This is a genomic window from Sorangium sp. KYC3313, from assembly GCF_052075895.1.
GTDB classification, from domain to species: Bacteria; Myxococcota_A; Polyangia; order Polyangiales; family Polyangiaceae; genus Sorangium; species Sorangium cellulosum_B.
Genome location: NZ_CP197255.1, coordinates 2,664,239 through 2,681,318, shown reverse-complemented (window position 1 = coordinate 2,681,318; position 17,080 = coordinate 2,664,239). Strand labels below are relative to the sequence as shown.

General features: G+C 71.7%; 13 protein-coding genes. 4 read left to right on the top strand and 9 right to left on the bottom strand.

The genetic code is table 11. The annotated features are described in order from the left end of the window. Window positions 1-7 precede the first annotated feature (7 nt). The 4 genes from ACSRUE_RS10480 to ACSRUE_RS10465 form a co-directional block, all read right to left on the bottom strand. Window positions 8-1,027 (bottom strand): Gfo/Idh/MocA family protein, encoded by a 1,020-nt coding sequence (locus ACSRUE_RS10480; protein WP_441290877.1) that lies wholly within the window; start codon window positions 1,025-1,027, stop codon window positions 8-10. Beyond that, the gene (locus ACSRUE_RS10475) at window positions 1,024-1,425 is read right to left on the bottom strand and encodes a hypothetical protein (protein WP_441290876.1); all 402 of its coding nucleotides are present in this window, start codon (window positions 1,423-1,425) and stop codon (window positions 1,024-1,026) included. Before ACSRUE_RS10475 ends, ACSRUE_RS10480 begins: the two co-directional genes overlap by 4 nt. A 55-nt stretch (window positions 1,426-1,480) precedes the next feature. After that, a complete protein-coding gene (locus tag ACSRUE_RS10470; protein WP_441290875.1) occupies window positions 1,481-2,434 on the bottom strand; it encodes an acetyl-CoA carboxylase carboxyltransferase subunit alpha in 954 nt (317 codons plus the stop codon). A gap of 125 nt (window positions 2,435-2,559) precedes the next feature. Then, window positions 2,560-4,443 carry an adenylate/guanylate cyclase domain-containing protein gene (locus ACSRUE_RS10465; protein WP_437943413.1) on the bottom strand — a complete coding sequence of 628 codons (1,884 nt, stop codon included), beginning with the start codon at window positions 4,441-4,443 and terminating at the stop codon, window positions 2,560-2,562. Between the two features lie 269 nt (window positions 4,444-4,712). On the opposite strand from ACSRUE_RS10465, the gene glpK reads away from it, so the two are divergent. Continuing rightward, window positions 4,713-6,224: a glycerol kinase GlpK gene (glpK, locus tag ACSRUE_RS10460; protein WP_441290874.1), complete on the top strand. Its 1,512-nt coding sequence runs from the start codon at window positions 4,713-4,715 to the stop codon at window positions 6,222-6,224. Window positions 6,225-6,500: 276 nt separating this feature from the next. Continuing rightward, window positions 6,501-7,286 carry a UPF0158 family protein gene (locus ACSRUE_RS10455; protein ID WP_437943415.1) on the top strand — a complete coding sequence of 262 codons (786 nt, stop codon included), beginning with the start codon at window positions 6,501-6,503 and terminating at the stop codon, window positions 7,284-7,286. A gap of 96 nt (window positions 7,287-7,382) precedes the next feature. On the opposite strand, the gene ACSRUE_RS10450 is transcribed toward ACSRUE_RS10455, so the two are convergent. Both ACSRUE_RS10450 and ACSRUE_RS10445 read right to left on the bottom strand, forming a co-directional pair. Continuing rightward, window positions 7,383-8,657, bottom strand: a complete 1,275-nt coding sequence (locus ACSRUE_RS10450; RefSeq protein ID WP_441290873.1) for a carbohydrate porin — start codon at window positions 8,655-8,657, stop codon at window positions 7,383-7,385. Window positions 8,658-9,989: 1,332 nt separating this feature from the next. Further along, complete coding sequence (locus tag ACSRUE_RS10445) at window positions 9,990-10,691, bottom strand: hypothetical protein (protein WP_441290872.1); 702 nt, start codon at window positions 10,689-10,691, stop codon at window positions 9,990-9,992. A gap of 100 nt (window positions 10,692-10,791) precedes the next feature. Between ACSRUE_RS10445 and ACSRUE_RS10440 the strand changes: the two genes are divergently transcribed. Beyond that, window positions 10,792-11,277, top strand: a complete 486-nt coding sequence (locus ACSRUE_RS10440; RefSeq protein ID WP_441290871.1) for a nitrate reductase associated protein — start codon at window positions 10,792-10,794, stop codon at window positions 11,275-11,277. A gap of 131 nt (window positions 11,278-11,408) precedes the next feature. On the opposite strand, the gene ACSRUE_RS10435 is transcribed toward ACSRUE_RS10440, so the two are convergent. From ACSRUE_RS10435 to folP, 3 genes are read right to left on the bottom strand one after another with little or no spacing between them, the layout of a single operon-like run. After that, window positions 11,409-12,347 (bottom strand): CdaR family protein, encoded by a 939-nt coding sequence (locus ACSRUE_RS10435; protein ID WP_441290870.1) that lies wholly within the window; start codon window positions 12,345-12,347, stop codon window positions 11,409-11,411. Then, the gene (gene cdaA / locus ACSRUE_RS10430; protein ID WP_441290869.1) at window positions 12,344-13,651 is read right to left on the bottom strand and encodes a diadenylate cyclase CdaA; all 1,308 of its coding nucleotides are present in this window, start codon (window positions 13,649-13,651) and stop codon (window positions 12,344-12,346) included. Before cdaA ends, ACSRUE_RS10435 begins: the two co-directional genes overlap by 4 nt. Next, the gene (gene folP, locus ACSRUE_RS10425; RefSeq protein WP_441290868.1) at window positions 13,644-14,567 is read right to left on the bottom strand and encodes a dihydropteroate synthase; all 924 of its coding nucleotides are present in this window, start codon (window positions 14,565-14,567) and stop codon (window positions 13,644-13,646) included. Before folP ends, cdaA begins: the two co-directional genes overlap by 8 nt. A 535-nt stretch (window positions 14,568-15,102) precedes the next feature. On the opposite strand from folP, the gene ACSRUE_RS10420 reads away from it, so the two are divergent. Next, window positions 15,103-17,049 carry an HDIG domain-containing metalloprotein gene (locus tag ACSRUE_RS10420; RefSeq protein WP_441290867.1) on the top strand — a complete coding sequence of 649 codons (1,947 nt, stop codon included), beginning with the start codon at window positions 15,103-15,105 and terminating at the stop codon, window positions 17,047-17,049. Window positions 17,050-17,080: the final 31 nt, after the last annotated feature.

Below are 17,080 nucleotides of genomic sequence, written 5' to 3'. Positions count from 1 at the left end.
ACGCACGTCACCCTGCGGCGACCACCCGCGCATCGACGGGGGCGAGCGTCGCCTCGACGCGCTCGAGGATCCGCACGACCGCGGCGCCCTCGTCGAGCGGCGTCAGCGGCGGCGCGCGGTCCTCGACGCAGCGGAGGAAGTGCTCGATCTCCACGGAGAGCGGCTCGCGCCACGGCACCTCGAGCTCGCGCCCGGCCGGCGCGAGCTCGAGGTGCGCGGCGCGCTCGCCGGCCGGCGCGCCCGCCGCGGCGCCGCGCGCGTCCAGGAACACGATGCGATCGGGCGCGCGCACATCGTCGAAGACCGCGACGCCCGCGCTGCCGACGAGCCGCAGCCGCCGCTCCTTGGTCGGGCTCGACGAGCAGAGCTCGATCCGCGCCGCGAGGCCGCTCTCGAGGCGCGCCTCGAGCGTGACGAGCTCGCCGCACGGCGCGAGGTGGGCCCGCGCCTCGGCGAGCGGGCTCGCGTCGAGCGCCGAGAGCAGCGAGAGATCGTGCGGCCCGAGCGTCCAGAGCGCCGACCGGGCCCCGCCGCCGGCGCCGGCGGCGCCGGCGCTCATCGACAGGCGCGCCGCGCTGAAGCTCACGAGATCGCCGAGGCGCCGCTCGCGCGCGAGCGCGACGAGGTGCACCACGGAGGGGTGGTAGCGGAGCAGGTGGCCGACCATGCCGATCCGGCCGAGCGCCGCGGCGCGGGAAGCGCAGCGATCGGCCTGCGCGGCGGAGAGGGCCAGCGGCTTCTCCACGAAGACGTCGGCGCCGGCCTCGAGGGCCCGCAGCGCGAGCTCGGCGTGGCTCGCCGCGGGGGTCGCGATGATCACCGCGTCCACGCGCGCGGCCAGCGCCTCGTCGATCGTGCGCACGAGCCGCGCCCGCGGGGCGAGCGCGCGCGCACGCGAGAGGCGGCCGCGGTCGACGTCCGCCACCGCGATCACGCGCGCCCGCGCGTTCTCCGACAGCGCGCGGAGGAGCTTCTCCCCCCACCGCCCGCAGCCCACCAGCGCAACTCGGACGCCCGCGGCGCTCACGGCGCCCCCGGCGCCGCGGCGGACTCGGCCGGCCGGAGCGTCAGCTCGCCGAGGATCGCCTCGCCCTCGGCGTTGCCCGGGTGGATCGAGGGCCCGTTGATGTCGACGAGGAAGTCGTACCGCGCGCGCGCCTCGCCCTCGATCGTGGCGCGCACGCGGACGTGCTGGAAGCAGGCCGACTCGGTGGTGGCGCTCCAGGCGGGCGCCTTTCCCGCGTGCCGCGCGCCGATCGCCTCCGGCACGCTCCGGCCGCCCTCGGGGCGGTACTGCTGCACGACGCCGAGCGCCGCCCTGCGGTCCGAGGCGTTGAACCTCGATTGCGTCCAGAGGACCGCGCCGCCGGCGGCGGCGCTGGTGCCCACGAGCAGCAGCATCCGCACCGCCTTGCCGTAGTCCATCCGCGAGCCGTATAGCCCCGGCGCTCGAGGAGAGCCAGCCGGGGCGGCGCGCCGCCTAACCCACGAACGACCCGAGCCCGCGGAACCTGCGGTACCGATCGTCGACGAGCTCCTCCGGCCCGAGCCCGTCCATCGACGTGAGCGTCGCCCAGAGCGCCTTGTCGAGCCGCACCGCGGCGTCGTCGTGATCCTGGTGCGCGCCGCCGGTCGGCTCCTCGACGACCGTGTCCACGACGCCGAGCTGCAGCAGATCCGGCGCGGTGATCTTGAGCCGGGCCGCGGCCTCGTCGGCGCGGGAGCCGTCCTTCCAGAGGATGGCCGCGCAGCCTTCCGGCGAGATGACCGAGTAGCAGCTGAACTCGAGCACCAGCACCCGGTTGGCGACGCCGAGCGCCAGCGCGCCGCCCGAGCCCCCCTCGCCGATGACGGTCGCCACGATCGGCACCCCGACCCGCGCCATCGCGGCGAGCGCGGAGCCGATCGCCTCGCTCTGACCGCGCTCCTCGGCGCCGATGCCCGGGTACGCCCCCATCGTGTCGATGAACGTCAGGATCGGGAGCCCGAACCTGTCGGCCATCTCGTAGAGCCGTATCGCCTTCCGGTAGCCCTCCGGGTTCGGCATCCCGAAGTTGCGCTTCACGTTCTCCTTGGCGCCGCGCCCCTTCTGGTGGCCCACCACCACCACGCTCCGCCCGTGGTACGTCGCGAGCCCGCCCACGATGGAGCAGTCGTCGGCGAAGCGCCGATCGCCCTTCAGCTCGACCCAGTCGGTGAACAGCCGCTTGATGTAATCGAGCGTGTACGGCCGGTTCGCGTGGCGCGAGAGCAGCACCTTCTGCATCGGCGTGAGGCCCGCGAAGATCTCGCGCGCCAGCCGGCCCGTGTTGTCCTCGAGCTGGGCGAGCTCCGGCTCGAACCGCGGGTCCGCCGCGGCGAGCGCGCGCAGCTCCCGCACCTTCTCGATGAGCTCTGCGACAGGTTTCTCAAAGGGTAGGATCGAAGCAGCCACGGCCCGGACCCTAACGCTAGAGCGGGCGGACGGCTACGGCGCTGTGCTGCCGCGCTGCATCGTCCACGGGATGACGCGCGCGCGTACGCCCCGGCCCGATCGGCCGAGGCGCCGCGTCACCGCGGTCATTCAGGGAGGGCGTTGGTCGGCTCGGCGTGGATGAAGGCGTTCGCCGGGACCTGCGACATCGGCCGGCTCCGGATGACGTTGTAGATCGTGACCGGCTTGTCCTTGCCCTTCACCTTGGCGGGCTGGAGCTCCTCGGTCTCGAACCTTCCCCCGAGCTGCGCGTACGTGCTCTCGCTGATGACGATCTGTCCGGCCAGCGCGATGGAGCAGAGCCGCGCCGACGTGTTCGCCACGTCGCCGATCACCGTGTAGCTGAGCGCCTTCGAGCTCCCGATGTACCCGGCGACGAGCGGGCCGGTGTGGATGCCGATGCCGACCGCGAGCGGAAGCTCGCCCTTCTCGAGCCGCTCGCGGTTGAACTCGCCGAGCACCTCGCCCATCTTCAGGGCGCACTCCACGCTGCGGACCGCATCGTCCCGGTGGGCGACCGGCGCGCCCCAGAGCGCCATGATCCCGTCGCCCATGAACTTGTCGAGCGTGCCTTCGAACTGGAAGATGGTGTCGACCATCCGCTCGAAGTACAGGTTCAGCATCTCGACGAGCTCCTCGGGCCGCTTGCTCTCGGCCATGCGCGTGAAGCCGCGGATGTCGCTGTTGAAGACGGTGCACTCCTCGACGTGCTGGCCGCCCTGCTTCACGGCGAGCTGGCCGCTCAGCACGCGCTCGGCGATGTTCGGCGAGAGCAGCCGGCGCAGCTGCTCGCGCGTGACGATCTCGTTCTCGATCTTCTTCCCGAGGATGTTGATCTCGATGAACATCGCCGCCTGGTAGGCGATGGCCGTCACCAGCTCGAGGTCCTTGGGCTGGAACTGCGCGAGCGTCTCCGAGTCGAGCCAGAGCACGCCGAGCACCTCGCTGTTGTGCTGCAGCGGGGCGACGATCGCCGAGCTGATCCGGTTCAAGATCATGCTCTTGCCCTTCGACGCCGCGAAGTCCATCGCCGCGTCGTGGGTCAGCACCGCGGCCCGCTCGTGGACGACGTGGTTCAGGATCGTCGACGACACGCTGATCGGGGCCGTCGTCCCGTCGCGCCGCTGCATGGCCTGCGGGGTGAGCTCGCCGTTCTCGTTGCGCAGGAAGATCACCCCGCGGTCGGCGCGGATGAACTTGAACACGCTCGTGAGGATCTTCTCGAGCAGCTTCGTCGTGTCGCGCTCGGCGGCGATCTCGCGGGACAGCTCGTGCGACAGGCGCAGCCGCTCGTAGTCGGCGCGCAGCTGGTTCATGTCGTTGGCGATCCGATCGAACGCCAGGAACCCCTTGTCGACCGCGGCGATCTGCGTCCCGATCTGCCGGGCCTGATCGTTCACGTCGATGCGGGTGCCCTGCGCGACGAACGAGCCTCCGTGCGCCCCCGAGCGCCCCGGCAGCGGCGCGGTCCCGCCCGGGCCGGCGCCCAGCGGCGGCGGCGGCACGTACGGCTGCCGCGTCACCGGCGGCGCCACCGGCGTTCCCGGGAGCGGCGGCTGCGCCGGCTGGCGCTGGTACTGCGGCTGCTGCGGCGGATACCCGTGGCCCGGCGGCTGCGCCGGCGCCGCGCCCTGGTGGTTGGCCACGGGCGGCCAGCCCGGGACGAGGGGCGGCGCGACCGGGGCGGCCGGATCGTCGAAGCGGCCACGCGTGGACCCCAGGGCGATCTCGTCCCCGTGCTTCAGCGGCGCTTCGCCCCGGACACGCTCGCTGTTGATGAACGTGCCGTTCAGGCTCCCCAGATCGCGCAGGACGAAGTGATCGCCCCGCTGCTCGATGATGCAGTGCTCCTTGGAGACGATCTTGTCGAGCAGCTGGATGGAGTTGTTCGGGTGGCGCCCCAGCGAGTTCACGGGCCGCAGATCGATCGCCTGCTGGCCCTCGGCGGTCTGCAGGATGAGGCGGGCCATCGGTTCTGGCAGATTACCCAGCCGGGCACGGACCGACAATCTTTCCGGCCGAAGTCCAGCGCCGGCCGCGGGAAGCGGCCGTGCCGGGCCGCGCAAAATGCGCCTTCGCCCCGCTGGAAACGCCTGCGCCGAGCTCGGCCGCCCGGGGCGGCTGTCGTCGGCTGTCGCATGGATACCTGACCGGATGATTAGCTTACCGGGCCCTGCATCTCATGGACGCGTCGCCTGGAACGGCTATGCGCCCACATGCCGCCGCGTTAGTCGGCCGCATGGATTCCGCGTACCTCCTCGCGATCGATCAGGGCACCACCGGAACGACGTCTCTCCTCATGGACACGTCGGGCGCGACGCTGGGCCGCGCGACGCGCGAATTTCGCCAGCACTTCCCGGAGCCGGGCCTCGTCGAGCACGACCCGGAGGAGATCTGGCAGAGCGTTCAGGACGCCGTGGGCGAGACGCTCAGGGCGGCGGGCGTGGCCGGCAGCGCGATCAAGGCCATCGGCATCACGAACCAGCGCGAGACGACGCTCGTCTGGGAGCGCGCGACCGGGCGCCCGATCCACCGCGCGATCGTGTGGCAGGACCGCCGCACGGCGGCGCGCTGCGCCGAGCTCCGCGCCGCGGGCCACGAGCAGGCGGTCGAGGAGACCACCGGCCTCGTGCTCGATCCGTACTTCAGCGGCACGAAGCTCGCGTGGCTCCTGGACAACGTGCCCGGCGCGCGCGCGCGCGCCGAGCGCGGCGAGCTCTGCTTCGGCACCATCGACAGCTTCCTCGTGTGGCGGCTCTCGGGCGACGCGGCCGGCGGCTCGCCGGTGCACGCGACCGACGTCACCAACGCGTCGCGCACCCTGCTCATGAGCCTCGCGTCGCTGAGCTGGGACGACGCGATGCTCGCGATGCTCCGGATCCCGCGCCCGCTCTTGCCGCAGATCGTCGGCTCGGCGGGCCGCATCGCGGCGACTCGCGGCTTCCCACACCTGCCCGACGGCATCCCGATCGCCGGCATCGCGGGCGACCAGCAGGCGGCCCTCTTCGGCCAGGCCTGCTTCGCGACGGGCGACGCGAAGTGCACCTACGGCACCGGCGCGTTCGTGCTGGCCAACATCGGCGATCGCCCGCTCAGGAGCCGCTTCGGCCTGCTCACCTCCGTCGGGTGGAAGATCGGCTCCGAGGTGGTCTTTGCGCTCGAGGGAAGCGCCTTTATCGCCGGTGCGGCGGTGCAGTGGCTCCGCGACGGCCTGGGCCTCATCAAGAGCGCGGCGGAGATCGAGGCGCTCGCCCGCAGCGTGCCCTCGAGCGAGGGCGTCACGTTCGTCCCGGCGCTCTCGGGCCTCGGCGCGCCCTACTGGGATCCGGACGCTCGCGGGATCATCTCCGGGGTGACGCGCGGCACGACCGCGGCGCACCTCGCCCGCGCGACGCTCGAGGGAATCGCGCTCTCCGTGACGGATCTCGTGCGGGCCATGGCCGACGACCTGGGCCACCCGCTGCGCCGGATGCGCGTGGACGGCGGCGCCGCCGCGAACGACCTGCTCATGCAGTTCCAGGCGGACGTGGCGAACGTCGCTATCGAGCGCCCCACCGACCTGGAGACGACGGCGCGAGGCGCGGCAATGCTCGCCGGGGTCGGCGCCGGCCTCTTCCTCACGAAGGAGGACGCGGCCCGCATGTCCCGTGTGGGGCAGAGCTTCCAGGTCGAGATGAGCGAAGCGGCTCGATCCGCCCACCTCCACCGCTGGGCCGACGCCGTCGCCCGCGCGCGCTCGAAGCGCAGCTGAGCACTCGCCGATTCCCCTGAATTTCCACGCTGTTTTCCGCTTGGACCAGGTCTTCCGAAGCTCTCTCCCGAGCCGTCATCGCGCCGCGGCTCGGCGGCCGAACGGGCTTCCGGATCAAGGAATCAACCCTAGGTTGCGAGAGTTAGGCCCAGAAGCCCCCAACCAGCGTAGAGTGCTATGACGACGGCGCATTTCCGTTCAAACTTGGTGCACTTGAACCGAGGCGCGCGGCCAGCCCACCGCCGCCTCGCTGCTTTCGATGGAGACGAGGAGGACATGCCGACTACCGAGAATGCTTCAGCCGGCGGGACGGCCGTTCGCGACATCCCGATCGACTGGGAGGCGCTGGAGGACGCCTTCGAGAACAACGCCCCAGAGGTGCACTCGTACCTGCACCTCGGCACGGGCGACGTGCTGCGGGTGGTCGACGGCGTGGCGGATCCGCAGATGCACGCGCGCATCGCGGCGGACGCGAACTACCTCCGGATCGATCCCGTGAGCTCGCGCGAGCAGTACCGGTGGATGGAGCGCTACATCCCGATGGTGGAAGACATGGATCTCCAGGCGAAGCTCAGCCAGGCGATCGATGGCAAGGGCGCGTTCCGTCGCTTCAAGGATGTGTTGATGTCCTACGGTCCGGAGCGGGAGCGCTGGTTCGCGTTCCGGAGCGAGCGGCTGCGGATCTTCATGGAGGCGTGGCTCAGCGCCCACGCGCTGAACCCGGTCCCTCGCCCGCTGTGGGTGCCGGAGGTGCCGTCTCGTCCGGAGCCGGTCGTCCCGGCGGCCCCTGCGGTGGAGCCGCCGACGCGCGAGCGCGAGGAGACGCGAGAGCCCCGCCGCGGCAAGAGCGTGGAGAGCCTGCGCAAGAACCTCCGCGACATCGCCGAGGCGCTCGGTCCGCGGGATCTCGACACGCTGACGGCGTTCGCGGAGTTCCTGAAGGCGCGCCGCGCGGCGCGCTCGTTCGCGCACCACTACCACGAGGCCCAGGGGCCGGTGGACGACGACGCCGGGCCTGCTTCGCAGGAGATCGCGAGCGAGTCGCGCAGCGACACGGCGTGAGGGCGCGCCGCCGGCGCCGCGATCGCGGCGCCGGGGCGCTGGCCTGAGGGTGGGTGAGGGAACGGAAGGGAGCGGCGGCTTCGAGCGCCGAGCGGTCTAGAAGTACCAGTCGGTGCGGGCACCGATGTACTGGCCGAGCTTCGAGCCGACGCCCGGACCGGCGCCCGTCCTCTGCAGGTAGCCGGACATCGCCTGATCCCTCGCCGCGTCGTTGTAGATGGCGAGCGAGTAGATGAGCTTGAAGTGCGGCCGCGCGCCGGCGCTGAGCTCGCCGGTCGGCACGAGGGTCGGGACGACCGAGACCTTGACCGCGGTGCCCAGCTCGCCGTCGCCGTCCTTACGGCCCTGGAACGAGGCCTCGACGACGGGGTGGAAGTTCTTGTGCGCGAAGATCGTGGCGTTCGCCTGGACCGAGAAGTCCATCTGCTTCTCGAGGGCCGTGGGGGGCGCGGCGCCCTCGGCCTCGTACGCCGCCTTCGTGTAGTGGAAGGTGGCGAGACCTTCCAGGGCGGCGGCGTCGCCGAGCCGGAAGCCGACGTGCTCGACCGCCTCGATGCCGAAGGAGCCCGCGTAGGTGTTGTCCGAGCTCGGAGCGCCCCAGGTCTGGTACGTCTTCGCGCCGCCGGCGGCGCCGTTGGCGATGCCGGTGCCGAAGCGCACCGCCGTGTCGCTGAAGTTGCCCTGGCCGAGGCCGAGGTGCAGCTTCGCGCCGATGACGCCGCCGAAATCCGCCGGCGCGTTGTCGGGCACCGCGTAGCCCTCGCCCAGCTTCGCGGCCGGCAGGACATGGAACTCGCCGTGGACCTTGACGTGGTGCTTGGCCTCGCCGCCGAACTCCGCCTTGTAGTTGCCGGCGAAGATGGTGCGGAAGCGCTCGAGGTTCCCGCCCGGCGCGTCCCCGTTCACGTCGATGTTGTAGGGGGGGGTGGTGGCTCCAAAGCCGCGATACCCGAGGATCGCGAGCTGCAGGCCGCCGTACTTGATGCCGCCGCCCTGGCCGCTGAGGTCGTCGAGGTAGAAGTAGTCGCCGATGGGCGCGTACTGCTCGCGGAAGAACTTCGCGCCGCCCCAGACGCTGAGGCCCGGGACGAGGAAGTTGCCGGCCTCGATGTAGGCCTGGTTGAACTGCACCGTGATCGACTGGCCGCCGTTCGACGCGGGCTGCATGAACGGCCCGCCGTACTGGTTCCAGATGGCGAAGGTCATCTCGGACTTCACGTAGAAGTCATCCGGCGTCGCGCCCTTCACCACGTGCGCGACGAACGACGGCTCGGAGTAATCGCCCTCTTCGTAGCGGCCACCGATGCCGAACCCGAGCAGGTTCAGGGACGCGCCCTGGACGTTCTGCCCGTAGACCGGGGACCACGCCATGCCGAGGCGTGAGTACCAGTGCCACTCAAAATTCTCGCTCCCCACCGCGTGAGCCGACCGCGGCGCCGCCGTGAGGCAAAGGGCGGAGACGGAAAGCAACCCGAGGGCTCGGACAGCGGCGCGCCGACCCGCGATTCGCTTGCTGGGGACCGACGACCTGTCTCTCATAAGTGATGTCATCGAACGACGCTCCTATCCATTCTCTGGGAGTGTGCTTGGGGTGATGGGAGGTGATTCGGCCAGATGGCCAAGCGCGGCAGAGGAAGTGGCCTGACAAGAGAATCTAAGTTGACTCTGTAGGAATGAGCCACCCGCTGCCACACATGCGGGGCCCGCGGGGGGCACAGTTAACAGGAACGTTCTGTTCATGTCAAAGGTCTCCGAACACCCTTCAGCAGTTTGTCATCTTCTGCGGCGCGTCATTATTAAGTAATCGAAATCACTCGATTAAGCAGGGCCCGCGCTCTTCCTCGGGCGAGGAACGGGGGCCTGGAATGACGCGATGCACCAAAAACAGGCTCGCGCTGGCTCTCGCGCTGGCTGAAGTGTTGCCAGAAGAATTCACGGGTGCCTCTGGTGCGTTACCGGGTGCGCGCCGCGCGCGTGGCACGGACAGGAAGGCTGCATTGGCGGGCCCCGGCCAGCTGCGCTTTCGCAGCGCGATGGCGCCGCCGCGCGCGACGGTGTGCCGCGTGTTTCGGGACCTCGAACCTGGCTTTTCATGTCGACACCCGGCCGGGGCGTCGCCGCGGTGCGCGTCTCTCTCCTGGGTTGAACCCAGGGCGAGCCGTCGGCCCCGCTGAGCGTCAATTGACGCTCGCCGGCGCACCGAACGCGCCGCGCCAGCGAGCGGATCCTGCGCACGCGCGCAGGACCATGCCGCGGAGCGCAGGCCGCGCAGGCAGATCGCCCTCGGTCGACAGGATAACGCGTCGCGCCGCAACGGCGCAACGAGCGACGCAGATCCAGAGCGGGTCAGTCTCGATTGCAGTGCAGCGCGGGTGGACATGTTCTTGTCCAGGAAGGGCGTTGCGCTGTCGCCCCGAGACATCCCATCTGCTTCGGCGAGGCCGGCTGGTGCCTGGCGGGCCTCCGGGCGCGGTCGCGGCGCGCGCCGCGATGCCACCGGCTCGCCGCGCCGAACGCCTGAGTTGTTGAAAGAGAGGCCTCCATCCTCCGCAGGCACAACGGTTCGTGAGCCCTCTTCACCATCTCTGGTGCTGTCCTTCGCTATCGAGAGGTGGAATCGACCGGTGAGATGGACTTCTGCTCTCCTGCCGCTCGGTCGCGCGGCTCGGCGCGGCGCGCAGCTCGCCGGTCGCTCGGCGCGGCTCAGCGAGCGGGCATGATGCTCAAGGAGACCCGGGCCCGCGCGTTCTGGTAGTACGCGTCGAGCGCCTGGGCGAGCCGCTGCCCGACGTACCAGCGCTTCAGCGCCGGGGCGACCTCCTCGTAGCGCTGATCCTTGAACGGCGTGGCGCCGGAGCGCAGGACGATCTTGAGCTCGAAATCGGTGGGCTCGAGCATCGGCGCGACCATGCGATCCAGGTACAAGCTCGCGCGCGCCTGGCGGCGCAGCAGCGCGTCGAGCTCGTCGGAGCTCATCCCCTCGGCGGCCGCCGCGGCGAGGAGGCGCGCGCGGCCGCGAGCGCGCTGCTCCAGCGCGATCCGGGCGGCCTCGGCCCGCTGCGCCACCTCGGTCGAGGTCGGCGCCGGCGAGATCGGCAGGCTGGCGAGCAGCGTCTCCGCGATGTGCCTGTCGAGCGCGGCGCGGACATGCCTGTCCCGGTACAGCCCGGGCTCCGCGTCGGGATCGGCGAGCGCCTCGAGGCGGGCCTCGAAGGCGAGCTCCCGCTCGAAGATGAACCGAGGCCGGCGCACGCCGCCCGTCTCCGGCGCGTGCCAGCGCACGACGACGCGATCGAGCGGCACCGGCGCCGCCGCCGACGGCGCGACCTGGCCGTGGGCGCTCGAGGTCAGCGACGCGAGCGTGAGCAACGCGAGCAGCGTCGTGAGGAGCCCGGAGCGGCGCACATCGGCAGGCTAGCGCAACCGCCGCGCGCATCCCATTCCTGGCAGCGCCGCGCTCGCCGAGCGCCCGGGGTGCGGGCAGCCGGTATAGAATGGCGCCACCATGTACAGGCAGTTCGCGCTCGAGGGCGAGGTCCACGCCTTGCTCGACTGTGTGCCGCTCTCGGTGCGGCGGAAGCTGGACCTCGCCGAGATCAAGATCTCCCTCGCAGGGTGGCAGGCGCTGTCGCGCGCGGAGCGGCTCGCCCTGTGTCACCTGCCGGCCGACACGGACGAGGACGTCGCCGTCTACGCCGAGGTGCTCCGCGGCTTCGCGGAGCGCGCCGGGGTCGCCCTCGCCCCCCTCGCCGGCGCGCCGGTGCGCCGCGCGGCCTGGGATCCGGACAGCGTCAGCGCGCGGCTGCGCGACCGGCTCGGCCCGGACGGCGCGCTCGACGAGGGCGCGCTCGAGCGCCTGGCGGAGCTGACCGAGGAGGAGCGCTACGCCATCGTCAAGCTCGCCGATCCGAAGCGCGGGCCCGAGAAGCTGCGCGCGCTGCTCGGCGAGCTCGGGCTGTCCCGGGACGCCGGCGCAGCGCGCTCGCCGTGAGCCAGGCCGCGGCGAGGATCCCGGGCGCGACGAGGGCGCGGGTGAGGGCGCCGTCCGCGCGGCTCGCGCGGGGCGAGCTCGTGGTCCCCTCGCGCTGACGTCCGCGGCGGCGGAGCGTCAGCGCGCCGCGCTCACCACTTCACCATGACCTTCGACGGGTTGACCTCCGCGGTGACGCGCGGAACGTCGACGAGCACGTCGAGGAAGTCGCTGCCCGGCTGGCTCAGATCGAGGCTCGCCGCCTTGGGCTCCACGCGCGCCACGATCGCGTCGGCGTTGACGGCGCCCACGTCCTCCGGCGTCCCCGTGATCCTCACCTGCACCACGGCCGGCGCGACCGTCGCGCGCGGGATGCCGATCACCTCGACCTTGCGCTCGAACGTGCGCGTGGCGAGCTCGCGCCCGATCTCGAGCGTCGCCATGACGCTCTCGGCGCTGTACGTCACGAGCTTCGGCGGCCGATCGAGCGCCAGCTGCCGCTGGTAGGTGCCCTCCGTGAGCCCGCTGACGTCGAACGGCGCCGTGCGCGCGAGCTGCATCACGTCGACGACCGAGCGCGGGCCGCGGGCGCTGACCATCGGCGGCTCGACCGAGATCATCGCCTTCACGAGGAACCCCTGCGCGACGTCCCCGGTGCGGGGGACGTGCACCGGGATGGCCCGGACGACGACGTCGTCCCAGCCGAGCTCGATCGTCGACGGGTAGATCTGCTCGACCATCAGCCCGGCCGGCACGTGGAACATCGAGGCGTCGAGATCGATGTGCGTCACCGTGCCGTTACGGAGATCGAGCCGCAGCGTCCCGAGGCTCTCGGCGCGCAGGTCGTCGAGCTGCGTCCGGGAGCCGCGCACCGTGACCGCCACCTCGTTCGGGATCTGGGTCATGAGCTGCCGGTTGCTCGACTCGGGCGGGAGGATCGAGACGACGCTGAGCATCAGCGTGCGCTGCGCGTTCTCCGCGCCGTGGATGAAGGCGTAGAGGCACAGCGCGAAGGTGATCGAGAGCAGCTTGAGGCCGAGGTTGTCGAGCAGCGCCGAGCGGAGCGCCTCGCGGATGCCGGCAAGCGTCATGGCTCATCTCGCGGGGGCATCCCCTCCGCGCTCCCCTTGGATGCGGCGGTCGCCGCGACCTGCCCGGTCGGGACGAAGGTGCGCTGCGACGGGACGGGGGAGTCGGTCGCGGCCGCCGCGGGGACGTCGACCACCGCCGCCCGGCCGCGCTCGGACGGGCGATCCGCGTCCTGCGGCGCGGCCGTCCCCCCGGCGCCGGCCCCGGGCGCGGCGCGCAGGTCGGCGCTGGATCCCGTCGCGGTGCGCGCCTCGGCGCCCGAGCGCATCGGCGTGGACGTCGACATCCGCGCCATCGGCCGCGCGTCGGGGTCCACGGCCGCCTTGATCATCGAGGACGTCTTCGAGACCGGCGCTGCAGGCTTGGCCTCGATCGGCGCGGGCTTCGCGGCGGGGGGCTTGCCGGGCTCGTGGGCCTGCCCGGCGCCTTGCGTCGCGCCCGCGGCGGGGCCGCGCGCCGCCGGCGTGGGGAGGCTCGCGCGGCCGACCTGGGCGACCTTCTTGGCGAAGCGCCGCCTGCGCGACGAGCGGCCGAAGAGCCCGAGCAGCGCGTGCCGCAGCGACTGGCCGTCGAGGTTCGAGACGATGTTGCCGCTGAAGCAGAAGCTGATCGTGCCGCGCTCCTCGCTGACGACGACGACGACGGCGTCCGTCTCCTCGGTGATCCCGAGCGCGGCGCGGTGGCGGGAGCCGAGGCTGGCGTCGAGGATCTTGGTCTCCGGCATCGGGAAGAAGACGCCGGCGCGCGCGATCTTGAGATCGCGGATCAGCACCGCGCCGTCGTGCAGCTTGTTCACCGACTCGGGGACGAACAGCGAGACGAGCAGCTCTCGGGTGACGACCGAGTCGATGTGGATCCCCTCGCTCTTGACGAACTCCAGCACGTTGGCGTCCTGCTCGAAGGCGATGATCGCGCCCATGCGGTGGCGGGCGAGCTCGGTCGCGGCGGCGACCACCTCGTCGATGACGCGCGACTGCTGCTCGCGTCCGCTCGTGAACCAGTTGCTGCCGCCCACGCGGATGAGGGCGCGGCGGATGTCGTTCTGGAAGACGACGACCACGATGAGGATGATCGAGGAGAGGAGCCAGGAGAGGAGGTTGAGGAGCGTGGTCAGGCCGAAGATCTTCGCCCCGAGATAGATGAGGAAGACGATGCCGAGCCCGAGGCCCATCTGCATCGCGCGGGTGCCGCGCAGCACGAGGAGCGCGCGATAGACGACGTAGGCGACGATGAAGATGTCGAAGAAGTCCCGGATGACCTGCGTCGCCGGCCTCACCGAGAAGAGGCGGAGGAACCCTTCAACCATCGCCGCGCGCCCCCTGGGCGACGGGGCCGTCCGGGCGCCGACGGTCGCCGGCGCCCGCGCGCTCGATCGCGCGCATCACGTCGAGGGCCTGCCGCACGGGGCGGACGTCGTGGACACGGACGGCCGCGGCGCCGCGCGCGGCGCACGCGATCGCGGCGGCGACGGTGCCGCCGAGGCGGTCCGGGGGCGGCGCGAGCGGCGCTTCCCCGCCGCCGCCTCGCCCCGCGGCCTCCGAGGCCGCGGCGCGCGCCAGGAACGACTTGCGGCTCGGCCCGACGAGCACGGGAAAGCCGAGGGCGCAGAGCTCGTGCAGCCTGGCGCACAGCTCGAGCGATTGCCGCGCGTTCTTCGCGAAGCCGAGGCCCGGATCGAGGACGAGCTCGCCCTCCGGCAAGCCTGCCTCGAGCGCCCGCGCGGCGGCGCTCGACCACTCGCGGGACACGTCGGCCACGACGTCGCCGTAGGCGTCGTCGGGGTACGCGGAGAAGCCGGCCATCGCCGACATCGGGCCGCGGCTGTGCATGAGCACGAGCGACGCCCCGCGCCGAGCGCAGAGCGCGCCGAGCTCCGCCGCGCTGTCGAGCGAGATCGAGTTGACCACGGCCGCGCCATCGTCGAGCGCGCGCGCCGCGACGGCGGGAGAGGTCGTGTCGATGGAGACCACCGCTCCCCTCTTCACCGCGTCGCGCACGCTCCCGCCGATGCGCGCGATCTGCTCGTCATCCGGCACGGGCCGCGCGCCCGGCCGCGTCGACTCCGCGCCGATGTCGATCATGTCTGCCCCCTCGGAGAGCATCGCATCGATCTGCGCGAGAGCCGTACCTTCATCCGCAAAGCGACCGCCGTCGGAGAACGAGTCCGGCGTGCGGTTCAGGACCCCCATGATCACCACGCTCCTGCGGCGTTCGAGCAGCATGCGCAGCGGGGACATTTCCTGTGGGTAGCAACTTTTGCGCCGAACGGCAATTGTCTGCTCGAATCGATGTTTTCCAGGAGCAATTGGAACATCGCGAGGGGGGGTCCGGCGCGTCGCGCTCTGCCAACCGCCGGCTGGGCCGACGGGCGCCGGCGTTGGACGGCGCACCGGCGTCCACATTCGCTTCGGGCGCCGGCTTCCCGGCGGCCGCCCCACGCTCGGACGGGGACTCAGCGCGAACCATGGGGAAGAAACGGCACGGAGGGAACGGAGGGAACGCAGAGAACGGAGGCAATCAGGCAAGGGGAAGCAAGGGGAAGCAAGGGGAAGCACGGCCGAATCAGCGGCGCGCGGCACCGGGGGCCCCCCCCACGCTCCGCGCGCCGCTGACTCGGCCTTGCTTCTTTGCTAGGGTCCCGCCTACACATTGACATCGGCGGCCCCTCGCGGTCGTCCGGTGGAGGCGGGGACACGCGCGAGCGTGCCCTGTCAACCATTTCTCAGGCTGCACCAGCGGACGAGACCGAGCGGTTCCATGCTGCGCACGCGTATCCGGGCAGGTCCCCTCGCCGGCTTCGTCTTGAGCGCCCTCTTCGCGGCGTGCTTCGCCGTGCTCGGCGTGGGCGAGCTCTTCATCCCTGCGCTCAGCCCCGAGATGGGCATGCCTGCGCCCGTGACGCTGCGCGTCCCGTACGGTCCGCGGATCGTGCGCGACACGCACGACGGGAGCTTCACGCTCTCGTACGAGCACAGGCGCGTGATCGTGCCGCGCGGCACGGTCCTCTCGGAGCACAACGAGGATCATGACGCCGCGATGGCGTACGAGACGGTGCGGCGGATGCGGCGGCCCGGGCTCGGCGCGCGCCTCGCGAGCATGTACGCCATCTACCTGATCGTCTGCCTGATGCTGACGGTCTACCTGCGTCGCTTCGGGCAGAACCGGGTGCGGCTGCTCCGCACGCAGGTGGGCATGTTCGTCCTGATGACGGGCTCGCTCATCGTCGCGAAGCTCCTCCTGCTCTTCACGGCGCTGCCCGAGTTCTGGATGCCGGTCGCGGCGCTCCCGCTCTGGGTGGCGATCGCGTTCGATCGGCGGACAGCGTTCCTCGTCGAGGTCGGGGTGGCGTTCATCGCGTCGTCGCTGCTCCGGTTCGACGTCGTGCTCCTGTCGGTGCTGCTCGTGCGCGGCATCGCCGCGACGATGTTCTTCTTCAAGCGCAAGGGCTCGCGGCAGCTGCTCGTCGCGGGCAGCCTGGCGGGCATCGCCGGCGCGATCGGGTTCATCGCGCTGACCGTGCTGTTCGAGGGGAGCTTCGATCTCGGCGCCGATCTGAAGCGCTGGCTCGGCTCCAACGTGCTCGCCTGCGTCGGCGGGGGGCTGCTCGTCGGCGTGCTCGGTCGGAGCCTGAGGGAGCCGGCCGAGCGGGCGATGGGGCACGTGCCCCGCGACAAGCTGCTCGACCTCACCGACCTGGAGCAGCCGCTGCTCAAGAAGATGGCGGCGGAGGCGCCGGGCAGCTGGGAGCACGCGCGCGCGATGGCGAACCTCGCCGAGGCCTCGGCCGCTGCGATCGGCGCCGACGCGCTGCTGACGCGCGTGGGCGCCTACTACCACGACCTCGGCAAGACGGTGCAGCCCAAGTACTTCATCGAGAACCTCCCGCCCGGCGAGCGATCGCCGCACGAGGAGCTCGATCCGGAGGTGAGCGCCGACGCGATCATGGCGCACGTCGTGATGGGCACGAAGATCCTGCGCGAGGGCAACATCCCCGAGCCGGTGGTCGAGTTCGCGTACACCCACCACGGCACGCAGGTCGTCGAGTATTTCTGGCACAAGTGCGTCGAGCAAGGGAACCCGAAGGACCTGACGCAGGAGCACTTCCGCTATCCCGGCATGAAGCCGCAGACGAAGGAGACGGCCATCCTGATGCTCGTCGACTCCATCGAGGCGGCGTCGCGGACCATCTGGCCGCCCGAACACAAGAAGTTCGAGGAGATGATCCAGCGGGTGATGTTCTCGAAGCTCGCGTCTGGCCAGCTCGATCAATCCGGGCTGACGATCGAGGACCTGCGCATCATGACGAGCCGCATGGCGTCGACGCTGGTCAACATGTACCACGGGCGCATCAAGTACCCGTGGCAGCGCGAGAGCGAGCGCGCCGGGCACACGCCTGCGCCGCCGACGGTCACGCCGCACCCCACGCGCCCAGGCACGCCCACGCCCGTCCCCGCGTCCAGCGCGCCGGGTCGGGACGGGAGCGCCGCCCCGCCGCCCTCCGCGAGCGCCAGGGGTGCTGCCCTGCCCCCCGCGAGCACCCGGGGCGCCGCCCCGCCTCCCCCCGCGAGCACCCGGGGCGCCGCCCCGCCGCCCTCCGCGAGCGCGCGGGGCGCGGTCGCGCCCGTCGTCGTGGACGAGGCCGGAGGGCCCGTGAAGGACGAGAGCCCAGCGGAGTCCGTGCGGACGCCGAGGAAGACGCACTGAGCAGGCCGGGCGCGCCGCGCGCTCCCGCGGA